This window comes from Streptomyces sp. NPDC008125, assembly GCF_042957125.1.
Taxonomy (GTDB): Bacteria; Actinomycetota; Actinomycetes; order Streptomycetales; family Streptomycetaceae; genus Streptomyces.
Genome location: NZ_JBIBHR010000004.1, coordinates 433,204 through 451,197 on the forward strand (window position 1 = coordinate 433,204; position 17,994 = coordinate 451,197).

General features: G+C 72.5%; 19 protein-coding genes and 1 pseudogene. 8 read left to right on the plus strand and 12 right to left on the minus strand.

The window, feature by feature from the left end:
- Positions 1 to 14: 14 nt before the first annotated feature.
- Complete coding sequence (locus ACFZAX_RS09740; RefSeq protein WP_390960436.1) at positions 15 to 1,292, plus strand: thymidine phosphorylase; 1,278 nt, start codon at positions 15 to 17, stop codon at positions 1,290 to 1,292.
- 127 nt (positions 1,293 to 1,419) lie between these two features.
- Positions 1,420 to 1,734: an STAS domain-containing protein gene (locus tag ACFZAX_RS09745; protein WP_390960437.1), complete on the plus strand. Its 315-nt coding sequence runs from the start codon at positions 1,420 to 1,422 to the stop codon at positions 1,732 to 1,734.
- 54 nt (positions 1,735 to 1,788) lie between these two features.
- Here ACFZAX_RS09745 and ACFZAX_RS09750 read toward each other — a convergent pair whose 3' ends face one another.
- The 3 genes and pseudogenes from ACFZAX_RS09750 to ACFZAX_RS09760 all read right to left on the minus strand — a co-directional run bounded on the left by ACFZAX_RS09750 (position 1,789) and on the right by ACFZAX_RS09760 (position 4,686).
- The gene (locus tag ACFZAX_RS09750) at positions 1,789 to 2,820 is read right to left on the minus strand and encodes an RNA polymerase subunit sigma-70 (protein ID WP_390960438.1); all 1,032 of its coding nucleotides are present in this window, start codon (positions 2,818 to 2,820) and stop codon (positions 1,789 to 1,791) included.
- An 89-nt stretch (positions 2,821 to 2,909) separates the two neighbouring features.
- Positions 2,910 to 3,026 (minus strand): annotated as a pseudogene (locus ACFZAX_RS09755) (murein L,D-transpeptidase); the annotation flags it as partial.
- Between the two features lie 274 nt (positions 3,027 to 3,300).
- Positions 3,301 to 4,686: an MFS transporter gene (locus ACFZAX_RS09760; protein ID WP_390960439.1), complete on the minus strand. Its 1,386-nt coding sequence runs from the start codon at positions 4,684 to 4,686 to the stop codon at positions 3,301 to 3,303.
- A 63-nt stretch (positions 4,687 to 4,749) separates the two neighbouring features.
- Here ACFZAX_RS09760 and ACFZAX_RS09765 point away from each other — a divergent pair, with 63 nt between their 5' ends.
- On the plus strand, positions 4,750 to 5,703 hold the full coding sequence (locus ACFZAX_RS09765) for a LysR substrate-binding domain-containing protein (protein WP_390960440.1): 954 nt from the start codon (positions 4,750 to 4,752) through the stop codon (positions 5,701 to 5,703).
- Positions 5,704 to 5,951: 248 nt separating this feature from the next.
- Positions 5,952 to 6,632 carry a DUF2238 domain-containing protein gene (locus ACFZAX_RS09770; protein WP_390960441.1) on the plus strand — a complete coding sequence of 227 codons (681 nt, stop codon included), beginning with the start codon at positions 5,952 to 5,954 and terminating at the stop codon, positions 6,630 to 6,632.
- Positions 6,633 to 6,658: 26 nt separating this feature from the next.
- Here ACFZAX_RS09770 and ACFZAX_RS09775 read toward each other — a convergent pair whose 3' ends face one another.
- On the minus strand, positions 6,659 to 7,444 hold the full coding sequence (locus ACFZAX_RS09775; RefSeq protein ID WP_390960442.1) for an alpha/beta hydrolase: 786 nt from the start codon (positions 7,442 to 7,444) through the stop codon (positions 6,659 to 6,661).
- 103 nt (positions 7,445 to 7,547) lie between these two features.
- Here ACFZAX_RS09775 and ACFZAX_RS09780 point away from each other — a divergent pair, with 103 nt between their 5' ends.
- Positions 7,548 to 8,702, plus strand: coding sequence for an adenosine deaminase (locus ACFZAX_RS09780; protein WP_390960443.1), 1,155 nt, complete (start codon positions 7,548 to 7,550; stop codon positions 8,700 to 8,702).
- 134 nt (positions 8,703 to 8,836) lie between these two features.
- Positions 8,837 to 9,136, plus strand: coding sequence for a hypothetical protein (locus tag ACFZAX_RS09785; protein WP_390960444.1), 300 nt, complete (start codon positions 8,837 to 8,839; stop codon positions 9,134 to 9,136).
- 123 nt (positions 9,137 to 9,259) lie between these two features.
- On the opposite strand, the gene ACFZAX_RS09790 is transcribed toward ACFZAX_RS09785, so the two are convergent.
- The 5 genes from ACFZAX_RS09790 to afsQ1 form a co-directional block, all read right to left on the minus strand.
- Positions 9,260 to 9,475 (minus strand): PspC domain-containing protein, encoded by a 216-nt coding sequence (locus tag ACFZAX_RS09790; RefSeq protein WP_390960445.1) that lies wholly within the window; start codon positions 9,473 to 9,475, stop codon positions 9,260 to 9,262.
- 91 nt (positions 9,476 to 9,566) lie between these two features.
- Positions 9,567 to 10,118: a VanZ family protein gene (locus ACFZAX_RS09795; protein ID WP_390960446.1), complete on the minus strand. Its 552-nt coding sequence runs from the start codon at positions 10,116 to 10,118 to the stop codon at positions 9,567 to 9,569.
- A 218-nt stretch (positions 10,119 to 10,336) separates the two neighbouring features.
- Positions 10,337 to 10,987: a hypothetical protein gene (locus ACFZAX_RS09800; RefSeq protein WP_390960447.1), complete on the minus strand. Its 651-nt coding sequence runs from the start codon at positions 10,985 to 10,987 to the stop codon at positions 10,337 to 10,339.
- Positions 10,984 to 12,516 carry an ATP-binding protein gene (locus tag ACFZAX_RS09805; protein ID WP_390960448.1) on the minus strand — a complete coding sequence of 511 codons (1,533 nt, stop codon included), beginning with the start codon at positions 12,514 to 12,516 and terminating at the stop codon, positions 10,984 to 10,986. Before ACFZAX_RS09805 ends, ACFZAX_RS09800 begins: the two co-directional genes overlap by 4 nt.
- Positions 12,513 to 13,190 carry a two-component system response regulator AfsQ1 gene (afsQ1, locus tag ACFZAX_RS09810; RefSeq protein ID WP_266708396.1) on the minus strand — a complete coding sequence of 226 codons (678 nt, stop codon included), beginning with the start codon at positions 13,188 to 13,190 and terminating at the stop codon, positions 12,513 to 12,515. Before afsQ1 ends, ACFZAX_RS09805 begins: the two co-directional genes overlap by 4 nt.
- 201 nt (positions 13,191 to 13,391) lie before the next feature.
- On the opposite strand from afsQ1, the gene ACFZAX_RS09815 reads away from it, so the two are divergent.
- Positions 13,392 to 14,168, plus strand: a complete 777-nt coding sequence (locus ACFZAX_RS09815) for a SigE family RNA polymerase sigma factor (protein WP_390960449.1) — start codon at positions 13,392 to 13,394, stop codon at positions 14,166 to 14,168.
- A gap of 178 nt (positions 14,169 to 14,346) precedes the next feature.
- Here the strand turns inward: ACFZAX_RS09815 and ACFZAX_RS09820 are convergent, their stop codons facing one another.
- The gene (locus ACFZAX_RS09820) at positions 14,347 to 14,988 is read right to left on the minus strand and encodes a uridine kinase (protein ID WP_390960450.1); all 642 of its coding nucleotides are present in this window, start codon (positions 14,986 to 14,988) and stop codon (positions 14,347 to 14,349) included.
- Between the two features lie 127 nt (positions 14,989 to 15,115).
- Here ACFZAX_RS09820 and ACFZAX_RS09825 point away from each other — a divergent pair, with 127 nt between their 5' ends.
- Positions 15,116 to 15,532 carry a hypothetical protein gene (locus ACFZAX_RS09825; RefSeq protein ID WP_390960451.1) on the plus strand — a complete coding sequence of 139 codons (417 nt, stop codon included), beginning with the start codon at positions 15,116 to 15,118 and terminating at the stop codon, positions 15,530 to 15,532.
- Positions 15,533 to 15,627: 95 nt separating this feature from the next.
- Here the strand turns inward: ACFZAX_RS09825 and ACFZAX_RS09830 are convergent, their stop codons facing one another.
- The gene (locus tag ACFZAX_RS09830) at positions 15,628 to 16,563 is read right to left on the minus strand and encodes an aldehyde dehydrogenase family protein (RefSeq protein ID WP_390960452.1); all 936 of its coding nucleotides are present in this window, start codon (positions 16,561 to 16,563) and stop codon (positions 15,628 to 15,630) included.
- Positions 16,556 to 17,992: an aldehyde dehydrogenase family protein gene (locus ACFZAX_RS09835; protein ID WP_390960454.1), complete on the minus strand. Its 1,437-nt coding sequence runs from the start codon at positions 17,990 to 17,992 to the stop codon at positions 16,556 to 16,558. The genes ACFZAX_RS09830 and ACFZAX_RS09835 overlap by 8 nt, the downstream gene beginning before the upstream one ends.
- Positions 17,993 to 17,994: the final 2 nt, after the last annotated feature.

Consider the following 17,994-nt stretch of genomic DNA (forward strand, 5'->3'; position numbering starts at 1 on the left):
CCGGAAGGAATCCCATGGACGCCATCTCCGTCATCCGCACCAAGCGGGACCGCGGCGAACTGACCCCCGAACAGATCGACTGGGTCATCGACGCGTACACCCGCGGCGAGGTCGCGGACGAGCAGATGTCCGCCCTGGCCATGGCGATCCTGCTGAACGGCATGAACCGCACGGAGATCGCCCGCTGGACCGCCGCGATGATCGCCTCCGGCGAGCGGATGGACTTCTCCGCGCTCTCCCGCCCCACCACCGACAAGCACTCCACCGGCGGCGTCGGCGACAAGATCACCCTGCCGCTCGCCCCGCTCGTCGCCGCCTGCGGCGCGGCCGTCCCGCAGCTCAGCGGCCGGGGCCTCGGTCACACCGGCGGCACCCTCGACAAGCTGGAGTCGATCCCCGGCTGGCGCGCCCACCTCTCCAACGAGGAGATGCTGAGCGTCCTCGACACCACCGGCGCCGTCATCTGCGCGGCGGGCGACGGCCTCGCCCCCGCCGACAAGAAGCTCTACGCGCTCCGCGACGTCACCGGCACCGTCGAGGCGATCCCGCTGATCGCCAGCTCGATCATGTCGAAGAAGATCGCCGAGGGCACCGGGGCGCTGGTCCTCGACGTGAAGGTCGGCAGCGGCGCCTTCATGAAGACCATCGGGGACGCCCGCGAACTCGCTTCCACCATGGTCGCCCTCGGCACCGACAGCGGTGTCCGCACGGTCGCCCTGCTCACCGACATGTCCACCCCCCTCGGCCTCACCGCGGGCAACGCCCTGGAGGTCCGGGAGTCCGTCGAGGTGCTGGCCGGCGGCGGTCCCAAGGACGTCGTGGCCCTCACCCTGGCGCTCGCCCGCGAGATGCTCGACGCGGCGGGCCTCAAGGACGCCGACCCCGAGAAGGCGCTCGCCGACGGCTCCGCGATGGACGTCTGGCGCCGCATGATCTCCGCCCAGGGCGGCGACCCCGACGCGGCCCTCCCGGTCGCCCGCGAGCGGCACGTCGTCACCGCCCCGTCCTCCGGCGTGCTGACCCGGCTCGACGCGTACGACATCGGTATCGCCGCCTGGCGCCTCGGCGCAGGCCGCGCCCGCAAGGAGGACGCGGTGCAGGCGGGCGCGGGTGTCGAGCTGCACGCCAAGCCCGGCGACACCGTCACCGCCGGCCAGCCGCTGCTGACCCTGCACACGGACACCCCGGAGAAGTTCTCCTACGCCCTCGACGCACTGCCGGGTGCCTACGACATCGCCCCGGCCGGTACGGACTTCACCGCGTCCCCCGTGGTGCGCGAGCGCATCGCGTAGCGCGTCCGGTCCACCCGACGGCGGCCCGCCGGGCACGGAGAGGTCCGTGTCGGCGGGCCGCCGTCATGCATGTGCGGGGAAGCCCGTCCGCCGCGCACCGATGAGTTGTGGCGTCGGGGGCGGTCTCATGGGTGTGGAAGCCACACCCCCGATCACCCTCGTCGTCACGGGCCCCATCGCCCGCGCCGACGTACCCGAGCTCTGTGCCGCACTCGACCGGCTGCTGGCCGCCCCCGAGCAGGCCGCCGCTCCGGTGGAGTGCGACCTGACCGGGGTGGTCCGCCCCGGCCTCACCGTCGTGGAGGCGCTCGCCCGGCTCTCCCTCACCGTCCGCCGGGCGGGCCGGGGCCCGCTGCGGCTGCGCGGCGTGCCGCCCGAGCTGCGCGCCCTGCTGGACCTGGTGGGGCTGGCCGACCCGGCGGGCATCACCGACGCGCCCTGAGGCGCGCGGTCACGTCCCCCCGGCTGCCTGCCCGCCGGCGGGCTTCCCGGGGGCTCACTTCCCGCCGACTGCATTCCCGTCGGCGTCCAGGGTGTCCGGCAGCCCGAACAGCGGGAACCAGCGCGGGGTGTCCAGGAAGCAGTGCATCCCCGTGATCACACCGTCCTGGATGTCGATGATCTGCACCGCCCACGGCACGAACCCGGGACCGTCCGGGTCCGGCTTGTAGTGGGCGAAGGCCGGGGTGCCGTTGGCGGCGGTCGCGACCAGCCGGGAACCCGCGCAGCTCGCACCGATCGAGAGCATGAAGCCGGTGATGTCGTCGTGCCCCCGGAGCCAGAGGTCGAACGGCGGCATGGTCATCACGGCGTCCTCGTGGAGGAGGGCGGTGAGCGCCTTCATGTCGTACCCCTCGAAGGCCGCGACGTACCGCTCCAGCAGCTTGCGCTGCTCCTCGTCGAGCGGGTCGGCGGTGTCCGGTCCGCGCTCCCCGGCCTCGGCCAGCGTGGCGCGGGCCCGTTGGAGGGCGCTGTTCACCGAGGCGACGGAGGTGTCGAGGAGCTCGGCGACCTCGGACGCCTTCCACGCGAGCACCTCGCGCAGGATGAGTACCACCCGCTGCTTGGGCGGCAGGTGCTGGAGCGCCGCGACGAAGGCGAGCCGCACGGACTCGCGCGCCACGGCCGCCTCCGCCGGGTCGGCGGCCGACGGCAGCACACGGCCGTCCGGCATCGGCTCCAGCCAGGTGTTCTCCGGCAGCGGGTTGAGAGCGGCCTGCGCGAGCGGGGTCGGGCCGGACAGATCGACGGGCCGGGCACGCTTGTTGCCCGCCGTCAGCATGTCCAGACAGACGTTGGTCGCGATCCGGTACAGCCACGAGCGCAGCGACGAACGCCCTTCGAACTTCTCGAAGTTGCGCCAGGCGCGCACCATGGTGTCCTGGACCGCGTCCTCGGCCTCGAACGCCGAACCGAGCATCCGGTAGCAGTACCCGGTCAACTCGACCCGGTGTCCCTCCAGTCGGCTCTCGACGCTCCCGGCCTCCGCGTCCCCGGCCGCGCTCTTCGCCACGTTGAGATCACTCATCGCCCTACCCCTGTCGCGCTGTGACACCGCCCCCGCCGTCAGGAAGCTACCGCAGCGCACGGACAGGCGGGCGGGAAGCGCACAAACGCTCAGGTCCCGGGCTTGCGCCCGTACACGTGGACGTCGTCGCCGTTCCCCGGCAGCTTCCAGTATGGCTTCGCGTCGGCGGGCCGCATGTCGACGCAACCGCCCGACCCGGCCGGGTCCCCATGGACGTGGCGCGGGGCGGCCACCAGCCCGGCGGCCGGGAGCGCCGCCACGCGCCGCAGCCGACTTCTTCCCCGCACGGCCACCGACCCCGTCACCGTTACGGCAGTGGCGCTCGTGGTGGGTGTGGTTCCTGGCACACCTGTGCTCTTCGTGTACGCCGACTCCCCTTCGCGCGCGGCAGGTTGCTCACCTGCCGGACGTTCGAAGGGGAGCCGGGGCTGTCCGACGGGGCGGTCTCGTCACGAGACCGGCCCCCGGGAGGAAGCCGGGTCAGCGCGCGACGGCCATCCCCGCGGGCTGCGGGTGGGCCTTGCGCTCGGCCCGCGCGCACTTCGACCCGTACAGCGTCACGGAGACGACACCGAGCACCGCGAGCAGTCCGAGCCCGACCGTGCCGGTCCAGCCGCCCGCGTGGAAGGCGACCGCGCCGAGCGTGCCGCCCGCGCTGGAGCCCAGGTAGTACGAGGACTGGTAGAGCGCCGAAGCCTGGGCGCGGCCCGTGGTGGCCGTACGGCTCACCGAGGAGGAGGCGACCGCGTGGCCGGCGAAGAACCCGGCGGTGATCAGGACCAGGCCCAGCAGCACGGCGGCCAGCTGGTCGGCGAGCGAGAGCAGCAGCCCGGCGGCGGTGGTGGAAACCGCGAGGTAGAGCGCGCCCCGGCGGCCGAGCCGGCCGACCAGGCGGCCCGCCGCGGCGGAGGAGACCGTACCGACCAGGTAGACGAGGAAGATCGAACCGACCACGCCCTGCGGGAGGTTGAACGGGGCCTCCACCAGCCGGTAGCCGATGGCCGTGTAGACGGCGCCGAACACCGTCATGAAGAGCCCGCCGATGACGAAGAGCCGGCGCAGCAGTGGATCGGCCAGGTGTCCGCCGACGGTCCGTACCAGCGCCCTCGGGTTGAGCGAGCCGGGGACGAAATGCCGTGCCCGGGGCATCAGCAGGTGGAACGCGACGGCGCAGCCCACCGCCAGCAGACCGACCGCGCCGAGCGCGACCCGCCAGCCCCAGAGCTGGGCGATCCAGCCGGTCAGGATGCGACCGCTCATGCCGCCGATGCTGTTGCCCGCCACGAACAGCCCGATCGCGGCGACCAGCGCCTTGGGCCGGACCTCCTCCGCGAGGAAGGCCATCGCGGAGGCCGGCAGCCCGGCCAGCGCCGCGCCCTGCACCGCGCGCAGCGCGATCAGCCAGCCGAGCGAGGGGGCGAAGGGCACCAGCATGCCGAGCGTGACGGCGATGGTCAGCGAGGCGGTCATCATCTGCCGGCGGCCGAAGCGCTCGGAGAGCGCGCTCAGCGGCAGCACGGCCAACGCCAGCGCCCCCGTCGCGGCGGAGACCGTCCAGCTCGCCTGCCCGGCCGTGGCGCCGAACGACGCGGAGACCGACGGCAGCAGAGCCTGGGTGGAGTAGAGGAGCGCGAACGTCGCGACACCGGCGGCGAAGAGCCCGAAGCTCAAACGGCGGTAGCCGGGGCGACCGGGATCGAGTCGCGTGTCGCCCGCCGCGGCGGGCGGGGCGGCCGGGGCGGCCGGGGCGTCCGGGGCGGACGTCGCGGACGAGGGCGACGCGGCGGCCGGGGCGGTGGCGTGCGGAGCGGGCTGTGCGGAGGCACCCACCATGACGGTGGATGCCCCGGTATCGGCAGGAGGCATACCCGCGACAGTAGGCCGGAGTGTTTGATGCGTCCAATGCATGAAACCGCGATAATCGTTCCTATGGTGCATGACCGCAGCTCACAGCCCCGACTGTCACCGAGCAGTTACGAAGAAGACATCCGCGCGGTTCTCGCGCCCCGGCTCGCGTACTTCGAGGCGGTCGCCCGCCACGAGCACGTCACCCGGGCCGCCCACGAGCTCGGGGTGCCCCAGTCCACACTGTCGCGGGCCATGGTCCGCCTCGAAGAGGACCTCGGCGTGGCCCTGTTCGCGCGCCGGGGCCGGACCGTCTCCCTCACCCCCGCCGGACGCACCTTCCTCGGCTCGGCGGAACGCGCCCTCGCCGAGGTGGAGAAGGCGGCCGACTCCGTACGGGCCGACGCCGACCCGGCATCCGGCAAGGTCGCGTTCGGGTTCCTGCACACCATGGGATCGGAGACCGTACCCGCTCTCATCCGCGCCTTCCGCGTCGACCACCCGGGCGTCCGCTTCCAGCTGGTGCAGAACTACGGCGAGGCGATGATCGAGCGGCTGCGCGCGGGGAGACTGGACCTCTGCCTCACCTCACCGGTCCCGGACGCGCCCGACCTGGTGGCCCGTCGGCTGGACGAGCAGCGGCTGCGGCTGGTCGTCCCCGACGACCACCGGCTGGCGGGCCGCCGCCGGATCCGCCTCGCCGAGGCCGCCGACGAGACCTTCGTGACCCTGGAACCGGGGTACGGCCTGCGGCGGATCACCGACGACCTCTGCGCGGAGGCCGGGTTCGTGCCCAGGACCGCGTTCGAGGGCGAGGAGGCGGAGACCCTGCGCGGGCTGGTCGCCGCCGGGCTCGGCGTCGCCCTGCTGCCACCGCCCGCCGTCGCCCGCCCGGGAGTCGTCGAGCTGACGGTCACCGCGCCGCGCGCGGTCCGCGAGATCGGCGTCGCCTGGCTGGACGGTCACCCGGACACCCCACCGGTCGCCGCCTTCAAGCAGTTCCTGATCTCCCGGCGCGGACATCTGCTGCCGGACTGAACCCCGGCGCGCCCGGTACGACTTGGGGCCCCGGGCACGACCTGGGGTGCCGGGCGCGACCTGGGGTGCCGGGGCGCGCGGCGCTGCCCTCCGCTCGCCCAACCAGGTAGAAAAGCAGGGGCGTTGAGTAGCCGCACTCAGGTGCGGACTCCGCGCGGCGCCGGAGGATGGCGGCACAGCCCAGGGCTGTCCCGTCATCCGGACCCGCCAGGGGCCGCGGGACAGCCCTCAGACCGGAGGAGCCCCCGATGTCCGCCATCCACCCGTCCGAGGACCTTTCGCCGAACGCCCTGTCGCCCTCCGGTCGCACCGGCCGCCTGCTGCCCGCCGTTCTCGCGCCCGCCGTCGCCGTGGCTCTCGCGGTGTCCGCCTGGGGGGCCAAGGAAACCGGCACCTGGGTGCTGGAAACGGTGTGGGTGATGCTGGGGCTGCCGGCCCTGTTCCTGCTGCGCCGGCGGTTCCCGCTGAGCGGCCTGCTCTGCGGCCTGCTGGCCGTCCACGCCCTCGTCCTCATGGTGGGCGGGCACTACACCTACGCCGAGGTTCCCGCCGGTGACTGGGTGCGCGACTGGTTCGGCCTGGAACGCAACCCGTACGACCGCCTCGGCCACCTCATGCAGGGATTCGTGCCCGCGATCCTGGTCCGGGAGCTCCTCGTCCGCACCTCGCCCCTGCGCGGCAGCCGCTGGCTCCCGCCGCTGACCGTGTGCGCCTGCCTCGCCTTCAGCGCCGTCTTCGAGATGCTCGAATGGCTGGCCGCCGTGGTCGGAGGGCAGGCCGCCGACTCGTTCCTCGCCACCCAGGGCGACGTGTGGGACACCCAGTGGGACATGTTCTGCGCGCTGATCGGCGCCGTCTGCGCCCTGCTCCTCCTCAGCCGCCCGCACGACCGCAGCCTCACCCGCCTCGCCGTGCACCAGAAGTCCTGACCGGCAGCGGCGTCCCGCGACCCGCTTCAGTGCCGCAGCGACCGCCCGAAACCGGCGGCCAGCGGCATCCGCAGCCCCAGCGGCGGCGGCGCGGCCAGCGCGTCCTCGACCGGCCGGGCGTAGGAGCGGTCGAAGAGCGAACCCTGGACGAAGTCGGCGGCCAGCGCCATCACTTCGGCCCGGTGCTGGCGGAGCGCGTGCCCGTCCGAGTGGACCTCGAAGCGGCAGATGTCCCGGTTGGCCTTCTTGGCCCGGGAGGCCAGCCGGAAGGAGAGTTCGGGGTCGGTGCGGGTGTCGTTGGTGCCGTGCACGATCAGTACCCGGCGCCCGGCGAGCTGCTTCACCGGCTCGGCCGCCGTCTCCGGCGCGGTGTGTGCCGGGGGGCCGGCCTGCCCCGGCAGCCAGGGGGCCATCGCCAGGACGGCGGAGACCGCCGGGTGCCCGGCCGCCCGCAGAGCCGCCCGGCCGCCCATGCCGTGGCCGACGAGGCAGACCGGCACGTCGCCGTAGCGGCGTACCACCTCGTCCGCCGCCCACCCGGCGTCCGCCGCCGGGTCGGCGTCCTGGGCGTTCCAGCCGCGGTGGCGGTAGTGCAGGACGTGCACCGTCAGTCCGTCGTCCCGGCCGGCCCGCGCCAGCGCCCGCGCGAACGGAAGCTGGCCGGCGTAGGTGAACGGGGACGGCTTGCGACGGGACTCGGCGGCTCCGTCCGGAAGCAGCAGGACGACACCACCGACCTCCGAGGACGGTCCCACGGCCCGGACGGAGCGTCCGAGCCGTGCGGTGGGCAGGGGAAGCGCGCGCATGGCCATAACGGAACATTGTCAGAAGCGCGGGTGTACACCACCTGTCCTCACCATCACTGTTACGTATCTTCACTCGGTCATCTACGCGCGTAGGCGCTAGAGTGCCCAGATGACGAGCCAGCTCCGTGACGTCCCTGACGCCGACCAGATCCGCCGCGCCCCGAAGGTGCTTCTCCACGACCATCTCGACGGCGGCCTGCGCCCCGGCACCATCGTCGAACTCGCCCTGGCGCAGGGTTACGAGGGCCTGCCGGAGACCGACCCCGACAAGCTGGGCACCTGGTTCCGCGAGGCGGCCGACTCCGGTTCGCTGGAGCGCTACCTGGAGACCTTCGCCCACACCTGCGCCGTCATGCAGACCCGCGACGCGCTCTTCCGGGTCGCCTCCGAGTGCGCCCAGGACCTCGCCGAGGACGGCGTCGTCTACGCCGAGGTGCGGTACGCCCCCGAGCAGCACCTGACCGGCGGGCTCACCCTCGAAGAGGTCGTGGCGGCGGTCAACGACGGCTTCCGCGAAGGGGAACGGCTGGCCCGCGAGGACGGCCGGCGCATCCGGGTCGGCGCCCTGCTCACCGCGATGCGGCACGCCGCCCGCTCGCTGGAGATCGCCGAACTCGCCAACCGCCACCGGGACTCCGGGGTCGTGGGCTTCGACATCGCGGGCGCCGAGGCCGGCTTCCCTCCCACCCGCCACCTGGACGCCTTCGAGTACCTCAAGCGGGAGAACAACCACTTCACCATCCACGCGGGCGAGGCGTTCGGCCTCCCGTCGATCTGGCAGGCCCTCCAGTGGTGCGGCGCCGACCGGCTCGGCCACGGGGTCCGGATCATCGACGACATCGAGGTCGCCGAGGACGGCACGGTCCAGCTCGGCCGCCTCGCCGGCTACGTCCGCGACAAGCGCATCCCGCTGGAGCTCTGCCCCACCTCGAACCTCCAGACGGGCGCCGCCTCCTCCTACGCGGAGCATCCGATCGGGCTGCTGCGCACGTTGCACTTCCGCGCCACGGTGAATACCGACAACCGCCTGATGAGCGGGACCAGCATGAGTCAGGAATTCGAGCGGCTGACCGAGACTTTCGGATACACGCTCGACGACATGCAGTGGTTCACCGTCAATGCGATGAAATCAGCATTCATTCCTTTCGACGAACGTCTCGCGATGATCAACGACGTGATCAAGCCCGGATACGCCGAACTGAAGTCCGCATGGCTGTTCAACCAGACCGCCGCGACCAGCGTCTCCTCGGTCGAACAGAGCTGAGCGAGCGCCTTTGGAAAAGGGCCGGGGAACACATGTCCCGGCCCTTTTCCGTGTGTCGCGCCATTTGCGGAGCGGGGAGCGGGGTGGCTAGTTTGCAGAGCCGCTCGCATCCCCTTTCCCCAAGGATGAATGTCATGAAGCTCTCCTCCGCCCGCATCATCGGTGCCGCCGCTCTCGGCGCCGCCTTCGCCGCTGCCGCCGCCGGCAGCGCGTCCGCCGCCACGGCACTCCCGCTCGACGCGGGCAGCTCCCTGCCCATCTCCACCGACGCGCTGGCGAACCTCGGTCACACGGCCCAGACCCTCCCGGTCAAGGAGACCACCGGCAGCCTCCTCGGCGGCAAGGCCACCGACGCCGCCAAGCCCGTCACCCAGCTGCTCGGCGGGCTGCCGACCAAGGGCCTGACCGCGAACGGCCTCCCCATCGGCGGCTGACCCTCCGGCGCCCCCCGAGGGACGCTCGTACGCCCGTGGGGCACCCGGCCTGTCAGGCCGGGTGCCCCACCGCGTGTTCCGTGCTGTTGACCGGCGCAGACGCTGTCCCCCGTCGTACCCGCGTCACCAGGCCGTCGCGGACGTGGTGCCCGACGAGGACTTCTCCCCGGGCAGCAGGATCCACAGCGCCAGGTAGACCAGGAACTGCGGGCCGGGCAGCAGACACGAGACCAGGAAGATGACGCGCATGGTCGTCGCGGAGGTGCCGAAGCGCTGTGCGAGCGCCGCGCACACTCCACCGATCATGCGTCCGTCAACGGGGCGAACCAATCCGGCCATGATGGCTCCTCGGTGAACCGTCGGGGGAGCAGCCGCTGTGGCGCTCCCGATGTATCCATGGTCGCTCCACCGGCGGGGACGGGGCCTCCCTCTACGGTGCGACCCCGACCCTGGTAATCGTCGGGGTCGCGCCCTGAAGGGTCCCAGCGGCCACCTCCCCGCCCTCCGGCGCGGGGACCCGGCGCCGCCGACGACGCAGCCGGGCCCGCACCAACGGCACCACCAGCAGGTGCGCCAGCAGCACGCCCACGGTGTTCAGCAGCAGCGAGTCGATGTCGACCACCTGTCCGGGCACCCCGGTCTGCCCGAGCTCGATGGCGAGGGATATCAGCGCCCCGGCGGCGGTCGTACGGACCAGCGACGCCCACGGGGAGACGGCGAGGCGCGCGTCGGCCATCGGCAGCAGAAACCCGAGCGGCGCGAGCAGCAGCAGCCCCGCGCCGATGCGCCGTACCGCGGCTCCCGGGCCGAGTGCGAGGTCTGCCTTGATGCCGTCCAGCGGGGTGAAGTTCGCGGCGCTCATCCAGGGGACGTCCAGGGGACGCAGGGTCAGCCACCCGACGAGCACGAGATGCGCGAGGAGAAGCGTGAACCCCACCACGCGGAACAGGGTGACGGCCTTACCGCCGGGACCTTGACGCACGCCCCCCTAGACGCCCGGTCCTGAGGGAACGGTTCCGGGCAAACAGCTGGAAGTGGCGCAGACCACGGGACGCGCGCCCCCGGCGCGCCCCACCTGCCACGCCGCCACCTGCCGCACCAGCATCCCCAGCGGCGTACCCCACCGGAGCGCCCAGCGGCGAGAAGTGCCCGGCGGCGAGAAGTGCTCGGCGGGCCGGAGTGCCCAGCGGGGAGAAGTGCTCAGCGGGGCGGCGACGGCGACGGCGTGCTCACGGTCGGTACGTTCTGCGGCCGGGTCCTCGTCTCCGACGTGCAGAGGTAACCGCGGGGGGCGTAGTCGTCGCTCGGACCGCCCAGCAGCACCGCGCCGCCGGTGGCGAGCGTGTTCTCCTCGGCGAACGTGCAGACCACCTGGGCCAGCGCCTCGGAGGAGAGGTCCTCCGGCTGGGCGCTCAGCCGCAGGGCGCCCGCCGGATCGTCCGGGGCGCCCTCCCCGACGCTCAGGTCCGAGGGGACGGCGGTGGTGAAACCGGCCCGCCGCTCCGAGGCGAGCGGCGACTGCCGGATCTGGGCCAGCAGCGCCCGTGCCAGGCCCAGGCGGCCGCTGCCCCGGTCGGTGCCGGCGATCGCCCGGTCGGCCGTCACCAGCTCCGAGGCGCAGACCAGGTACACCCGCACCCGATCATCGGCGTCCCGCCCTCCGGAGTCCGTACCGCTGGTGCGGCACGGCACCCGGGAGGGCGCCGCCCCCGCGTCGACCGGCACCGAGGTGGACCGGATGCCGCACCCGGCGGCCAGCGCGGCGGCGGCCACGGCGAGGACCACTCCGGTGAGCGGGCGCCGCACGCCCACCCGGTTCCGCCGCCCGTCCGCAGGGCTCAACCGCCTCATGACTCCTCGCCGTCCGCGCCGTCACCGGCGTCGTTCGCGTCGTGCGTGGCACTCTCGTCCTCGGCGTGGGGAAGCCGCAGGACGAACACCGCGCCGTCACCGTCCGGGGAGTTGGCCGCCGAGATGGTGCCGCCGTGGATCAGCGCGTTCTCCATGGCGATCGACAGCCCGAGGCCACTGCCCTCGGAGCGCGGGCGGGAGGCGCTCGCCTTGTAGAACCGGTCGAAGACGTGCGGCAGCACGTCCTCGGGAATCCCCGGCCCGTGATCGCGTACCTCGATGACCAGTTCCTCGCCCTCGGTGCGTACGCCTACCCGCACGGGCGAACCGCCGTGCTTCAGCGCGTTGCCGATCAGATTCGCCAGGATCACGTCGAGGCGCCGAGGGTCGAGCCGCACCATTATGCCGCGCTCCGCGTCGAGTTCCACCGCGTCCAGCCAGGCCCGCGCGTCGATGCAGGCGGTGACCTGGTCGGCCACGTCCACCGTGTCCAGGACCAGCCGGGCCGTGCCCGCGTCGAAGCGGGTGACCTCCATGAGGTTCTCCACCAGGTCGTTCAGCCGCCGGGTCTCGCTCACCACCAGGTGGACGGCCGGCGCGATCATCGGGTCGAGGCTGTCGGCCTCGTCCTCCAGCACCTCGGCCACCGCGGTGATCGCGGTGAGCGGGGTGCGCAGCTCGTGCGACATGTCGGCGACGAAGCGTCGGCTGGACTCCTCCCGCGCGCTCATGTCCGCGACCTTCTTCTCCAGCGAACCGGCCGCCCGGTTGAACGTCCGGGAGAGCTCGGCGAGTTCGTCCGTACCGGACACGACGAGCCGGGTGTCGAGCTTCCCCTCGCCCAGTTTGCGCGCCGCCTCACCGAGCCGCTGCACCGGCCGCAGCACGGTCGTCGCAGCCGCCTGCGCGAGCAGCGCCGCGCCGATCAGCGCCAGCGTGGTGGCGATCCCCAGCGACCAGGCGAGGGAGTTGAGGTCCTGACGCTCCTGGTCGAGCGACTTCAGCATGTAACCGGTCGGGCCGCCGCCGATGATCCGCGTCCCGGCCACCAGGTACGGGGTGCCGTCGATGCTCGTACGCTGCCAGAACAGGTGGTATTCGTACGTGTTGCCCGAGGTCAGCCGCTGCTGGGCGGAGACCTGGCGCTCCAGCGAATCCGGCACGTCCACTTTGGTGAAGTAATCCAGGTCGGAGTAGCCGACGATCGGCTTCCCGCCGTCCCGCTCGTCCTCCAGCAGCACCGCGTACCCGGGCCCGCTGTCCGCCATCTGCACGGCGGCGGACTGGAGATCGTCCTTGGCCGGCTGCAACGGCAGCGACGCCGCCCGGTTCTGCATCTGCCGGCGGAAGTCCCCGAGTGCCGCGTCCTGCGTACGCGTCAGCACCGCCTCGCGGTTGAGCCAGTAAGCGATCCCCGACGCGGACACCGCTGCCGTCAGGGCCACCAGGCCGAACACCACGACCAGCCGCAGCCGCAGGCTGCTCCAGCGGAGTCCCGCACGGACCCCGCGCCCGGCACGTCCACTCACTGAGGCGAGTCCAGCCGGTAGCCCACACCGCGCACCGTACGGATCAGCGTCGGCGAGGACGGCACGTCCTCCACCTTCGCCCGCAGCCGCTGCACGCACGCGTCCACGAGCCGTGAGTCGCCCAGGTAGTCGTGCTCCCACACCAGCCGCAGCAACTGCTGCCGGGACAGGGCCTGTCCTGGCCTGCGGCTCAGCTCCAGGAGCAGCCGCAGCTCGGTCGGGGTCAGCTGGAGATCCGCCCCGTCCTTGGTGACCGTCATGGCGGAACGGTCGATGACCACGTTCCCGAAGGTCGCCGAATCCGTCGACTCCCGCTCCCCGCGCCGGAGTACGGCCCGGATGCGCGCGTCCAGCACCCGGCCCTGCACGGGCTTCACCACGTAGTCGTCGGCACCCGACTCCAGGCCCACCACGACGTCGATGTCGTCGCTGCGGGCCGTCAGCAGGATGATCGGCAACTGGTCGGTGCGGCGGATGCGGCGGCAGACCTCGAAACCGTCGATCCCCGGCAGCATCACGTCCAGCACCACCAGGTCGGGCCGCTGCTCCCGGAGGAGGTTCAGGCCGTCCTCTCCCGTCGCCGCGGTGGCCACTCGGTGGCCCTGGCGTGACAGCGAGAGTTCGAGGGCCGTGCGGATGGCGTCGTCGTCCTCGATCAGCAACAGGAAAGGCACGCAGGCCATTCTGTCCCATGGTGGTGCCCCAGTTCGACCGCCGGGGGCGACTTCCTGTGCGTGAGCGGCCCCAGTTGTGACGGTTACGACCGCACGAGGCCTGTGACAGCTCTGTGACAGTCGGCGGACAGTGCCGAGAAACTGCCCGGCCAGACTCAATGGCACACGGTTCGAACGGACTCCACGACGGGGAGGCGCACGATGAACGCACTGCAACTGCAACGCACCGGCTCAAGCGCAGTTGTCACGCGTCTCCACGATGTCGGCCGGGGTCCGGAGAAGTCCGGTGCGGTGAACGGACGGGGGTGCGTTCGCGGCACCGGGCGTCAGCACCCGGCCCAGGCGCCGGTCACCGACGCCACGGGGGACGGACCGGGCACGTACGGGGGACACGGGGGAAGCGCGTACGGGGAGGGCATCACGGGGGAGCGGACGCCCCAGGCGCCGGTCGAGGATGCCGAAGCGGCGTTCACGGCCTACGTCCAGGAGCGCCGCGCCTCCCTGTACGCGACCGCCTACCACCTGACCGGCGACCGGTTCGAGGCCGAGGACCTGCTGCAGAGCGCCCTCTTCTCGACCTACCGGGCGTGGGACAGGATCAGCGACAAGGCGGCCGTCGGCGGCTACCTGCGCCGCACGATGACCAACCTGCACATCAGTGCCTGGCGTCGCCGCAAGCTCAACGAGTACCCGACCGAGGAGCTGCCCGAGACGGTCGGCGACTCGGACGCCATGCGCGGCACGGAGCTGCGCGCGGTGCTCTGGCAGGCGCTCGCCCGGCTGCCCGAACTCCAGCGCACCATGCTGGTCCTGCGCTACTACGAGGGGCGCACCGACCCGGAGATCGCGGCCATCCTCGACATCAGTGTCGGCACGGTGAAGTCCAGCATCTGGCGGTCGCTCCGCCGGCTGCGCGAGGACGAGGTCCTCAGCTTCGGACGTGACGAGAAGGAGTCCTTCGGCGAGCTGGTGGCCTGAGGCTACGGGGGAAACAACGGGGGCCCACGGGGGAAACGGGGCCCGCGGGGGAAACGGGGGAACGACGGAGCTCGCCGCTCCGGGGGGAAACGGCGAGCGACGGGGGGAACGGCGGGGTCGTACGGGCTGGGGGGCCCGGTACGGCCCCGTTCGTCGTTCCCGCCACCCGCCCGCCGTCCTACGCCGCGCCGCTCCCCGCCGGGGTGCGGCGGCAGCGGCCCGCGGCTGCGGCGGCGAGGCGGCCGAGCGCCTCCTCCTTGCCGCACGGGTGGGCGCCGAGCGCCGTCTGGCGGGCTACGATCCGGCGCTCCGAGCGCATCAGCCGCCAGCCCCGCCGCAGCAGGAACGGCACCGACTTGCGGCCCTCGCGCAGATCCCGCAGCAGCCGTCGGCGGAACGTGGTCGACGGGCGCCCGCGCAGGCAGATCGCGTCGGCGAGCAGCCCCAGTTCCTGGCAGCGCGCGACGATGTCCGCCGCGAAGATCCCCTCGGCGACGAAGAGCGGCGAGCGGTCGATGTGCAGCACCTCGGTGCCCGTACGGGAGCTGGTCGCGAGGTCGTAGACCGGTATGTGGGTGCGGCCCGAGCGGCAGAGCTCCGCGATGGCGGCCACGGCGCCCTCGGCGTCCCAGGACTCCGGGGAGTCCCAGTCGATGTCCGGGCTGCCGGTGACCTGGGGCAGGGTCGGGTCGTTGCCCTCCTTGTAGAAGTCGTCCAGCCGCAGCATCGGAAGACCGGTGCGGGCGGCGAGGGAGGACTTCCCGGAGCCGGAGGGTCCTGTCAGCAGGACGACGCGCGTCGGGATCGGTTGGGAACTCACAGAACAAAAGTGTGAGGCATGACCCGAGCAGGGGACCCCTCGGAGGTCCTGTTGGTATCGAGCATCACATCTCCACTACTCTGCGCGCACGCACGACTACCGATACGAAGTCGATCAGGTGGGAAAAATGGCACGTCATGCACGAACCAAGCCCTCGCGGCACGTCCTGCTGCGCGCCGGGCTGACCGTCACCGCGCTGGGCGCCGCCCTCGGCGCGGGCGCCGCGTCCGCGCAGGCGGCCACGCCCGAGGCCGTGACCGAGGCGAGCGACAGCGCGCAGGCCGCCGTGTCGGCGGTGACGGACGCCGCCCTGCCCGCGGTGACCGGCGCGCTGTCGAACAGCCTCGCCCCCGTCACCGCGCTCCAGCTCGATCCGCTGGCCAAGACCGGGACCGACCCATTGGACAACGCCGTCGGCACGCAGGTCGCCGACTTCAAGCCGGTCTCCACCGCCCTGGTCACCGACCACCTCACCCAGGGCGGGGCGCTCCGTGACCTGCCCGTGGTGGGCCAGGTCACCGGGCTGGTCACCGGGGCGCGTTGATCCGCTGACACGCCGGCGGGGCCGGTCCTCCCCGCCATGGGTGAGGACCGGCCCCGCCGGCCGCGTACGACCGTGCCGTCAGCGGCGCGCGACCGTCAGTAGGACGACCCGGAGACGCCCAGCGCGCCCGTGGGGTGCCAGACGGTCTTGGTCTCCAGGAACGCCGTCAGCCGGTACGTACCCGGGTCGGCGGTCCAGTCGGCTTCGGCCGCGTCGCCGTCCACAGGCTGTGGACGCAGTACGCGCTTCAGGTTGTCGGCCGCCGCGATCTCCAGCTCCTTCGCCAGATCCGCACCGGCGCCCGTGAGGTCGATGGCGTTGACGTCCTGGTGCGCCGCGAGCGGGGCCGCCAGCTCGGCGGTGGCGCCGGAGAGCACGTTCACCACGCCGCCCGGCAGGTCCGAGGTGGCCAGCACCTCGCCCAGCGAGAGCGCGGGCAGCGGCGCGTCGGCGGAGGCGACCACCACGGCGGTGTTCCCCGTGGCGATCACCGGGGCGATCACCGAGACCAGCCCCAGGAACGACGAGCGCTGCGGCGCCAGCACCGCGACCACACCGGTCGGCTCGGGCGTCGACAGGTTGAAGAAGGGCCCGGCGACCGGGTTCGCCCCGCCCACGACCTGGCCGATCTTGTCCGTCCACCCCGCGTACCAGACCCAGCGGTCCACCGCGGCGTCCACCACGGCGGCGGCCCTGGACTTCGACAGCCCCTCCGCGTCCGCGACTTCGCGGACGAACTGGTCCCGGCGGCCCTCCAGCATCTCGGCGACGCGGTACAGGATCTGGCCCCGGTTGTAGGCGGTCGCACCGGACCAGCCGCCGAATGCCTTGCGGGCGGCGACGACCGCGTCCCGCGCGTCCTTGCGGGACGACTGCGGGGCGTTCGCCAGCCACGTGCCCTTGGAGTCGGTCACCTCGTACACCCGGCCGCTCTCGGAACGGGGGAACTTGCCCCCGACGTACAGCTTGTAGGTCTTGAAGACGCTCAGACGCCGCGACGCGGAGCCGTTGGTCGATCCGTGCTCAGACATCGAGGTACGCCTCCAGGCCGTGGCGGCCGCCCTCGCGGCCGTAGCCCGACTCCTTGTACCCGCCGAACGGCGAGGTGGGGTCGAACTTGTTGAACGTGTTGGCCCAGACGACGCCCGCCCGGAGCCTGTTGGCCACCGCGAGGATGCGGGAGCCCTTCTCCGTCCAGATGCCCGCCGACAGGCCGTACTGCGTGTTGTTGGCCTTCGCGACGGCCTCGTCCGGAGTGCGGAAGGTCAGCACGGAGAGCACCGGGCCGAAGATCTCGTCCCGGGCGACCGTGTGGGCCTGGGTGACCCCGGTGAAGAGCGTCGGGGCGAACCAGTAGCCGGAGGAGGGCAGTTCGCACGGCGCGGTCCAGCGTTCGGCGCCCTCCGCCTCGCCCGTCTCCGTCAGCGCGGTGATCCGGGCGAGCTGCTCGGCGGAGTTGATCGCGCCGATGTCGGTGTTCTTGTCCAGCGGGTCGCCGAGACGCAGCGTGGACAGCCGCCGCTTCAGCGCGTCCAGCACCTCGTCGTGGACCGACTCCTGCACCAGCAGGCGGGAGCCCGCGCAGCAGACCTGGCCCTGGTTGAAGAAGATGCCGGTGACGATCCCCTCGACCGCCTGGTCGACCGGGGCGTCGTCGAAGACGATGTTGGCGCCCTTGCCGCCCAGCTCCAGGGTGACCTTCTTGTCCGTACCCGCGACCTGCCGGGCGATGGCCTTGCCCACGGCGGTCGAGCCGGTGAAGGCGACCTTGTTCACGTCCGGGTGCGCGACGAGGGCCGCGCCCGCGTCGCCGTACCCGGTGAGGATGTTGACGACGCCCTTCGGCAGCCCCGCCCGGCGGCAGACGTCCGCGAAGAACAGGGCGGAGAGCGGGGTCGTCTCGGCGGGCTTGAGGACCACCGTGTTGCCCGCGGCGAGCGCCGGTGCGATCTTCCACGCCAGCATCAGCAGCGGGAAGTTCCACGGGATGACCTGGCCGGCCACGCCCAGCGGGCGCGGGTTCGCGCCGAAACCGGCGTGGTCGAGCTTGTCGGCCCAGCCCGCGTAGTAGAAGAAGTGCGCCGCGACCAGCGGGAGGTCCGTGTCGCGGGTCTCGCGGATCGGCTTGCCGTTGTCCAGCGTCTCCAGGACCGCCAGCTCACGGCTGCGCTCCTGGACGATCCGGGCGATCCGGAAGAGGTACTTGGCGCGCTCGGAGCCCGGCAGCGCCGACCACTTCTCGAACGCCTTCCTGGCCGCCCGGACCGCGCGGTCCACGTCCGCCTCGCCCGCGCGGGCGACCTCGGAGAGGACCTCCTCGCTGCTCGGCGAGACGGTCTTGAAGACCTTGCCGTCGGCGGCCTCGGTGAACTCGCCGTCGATGAACAGGCCGTACGAAGGCGCGATGTCGACGACCGACCGCGACTCGGGGGCGGGCGCGTACTCGAATGCAGATGCCATGG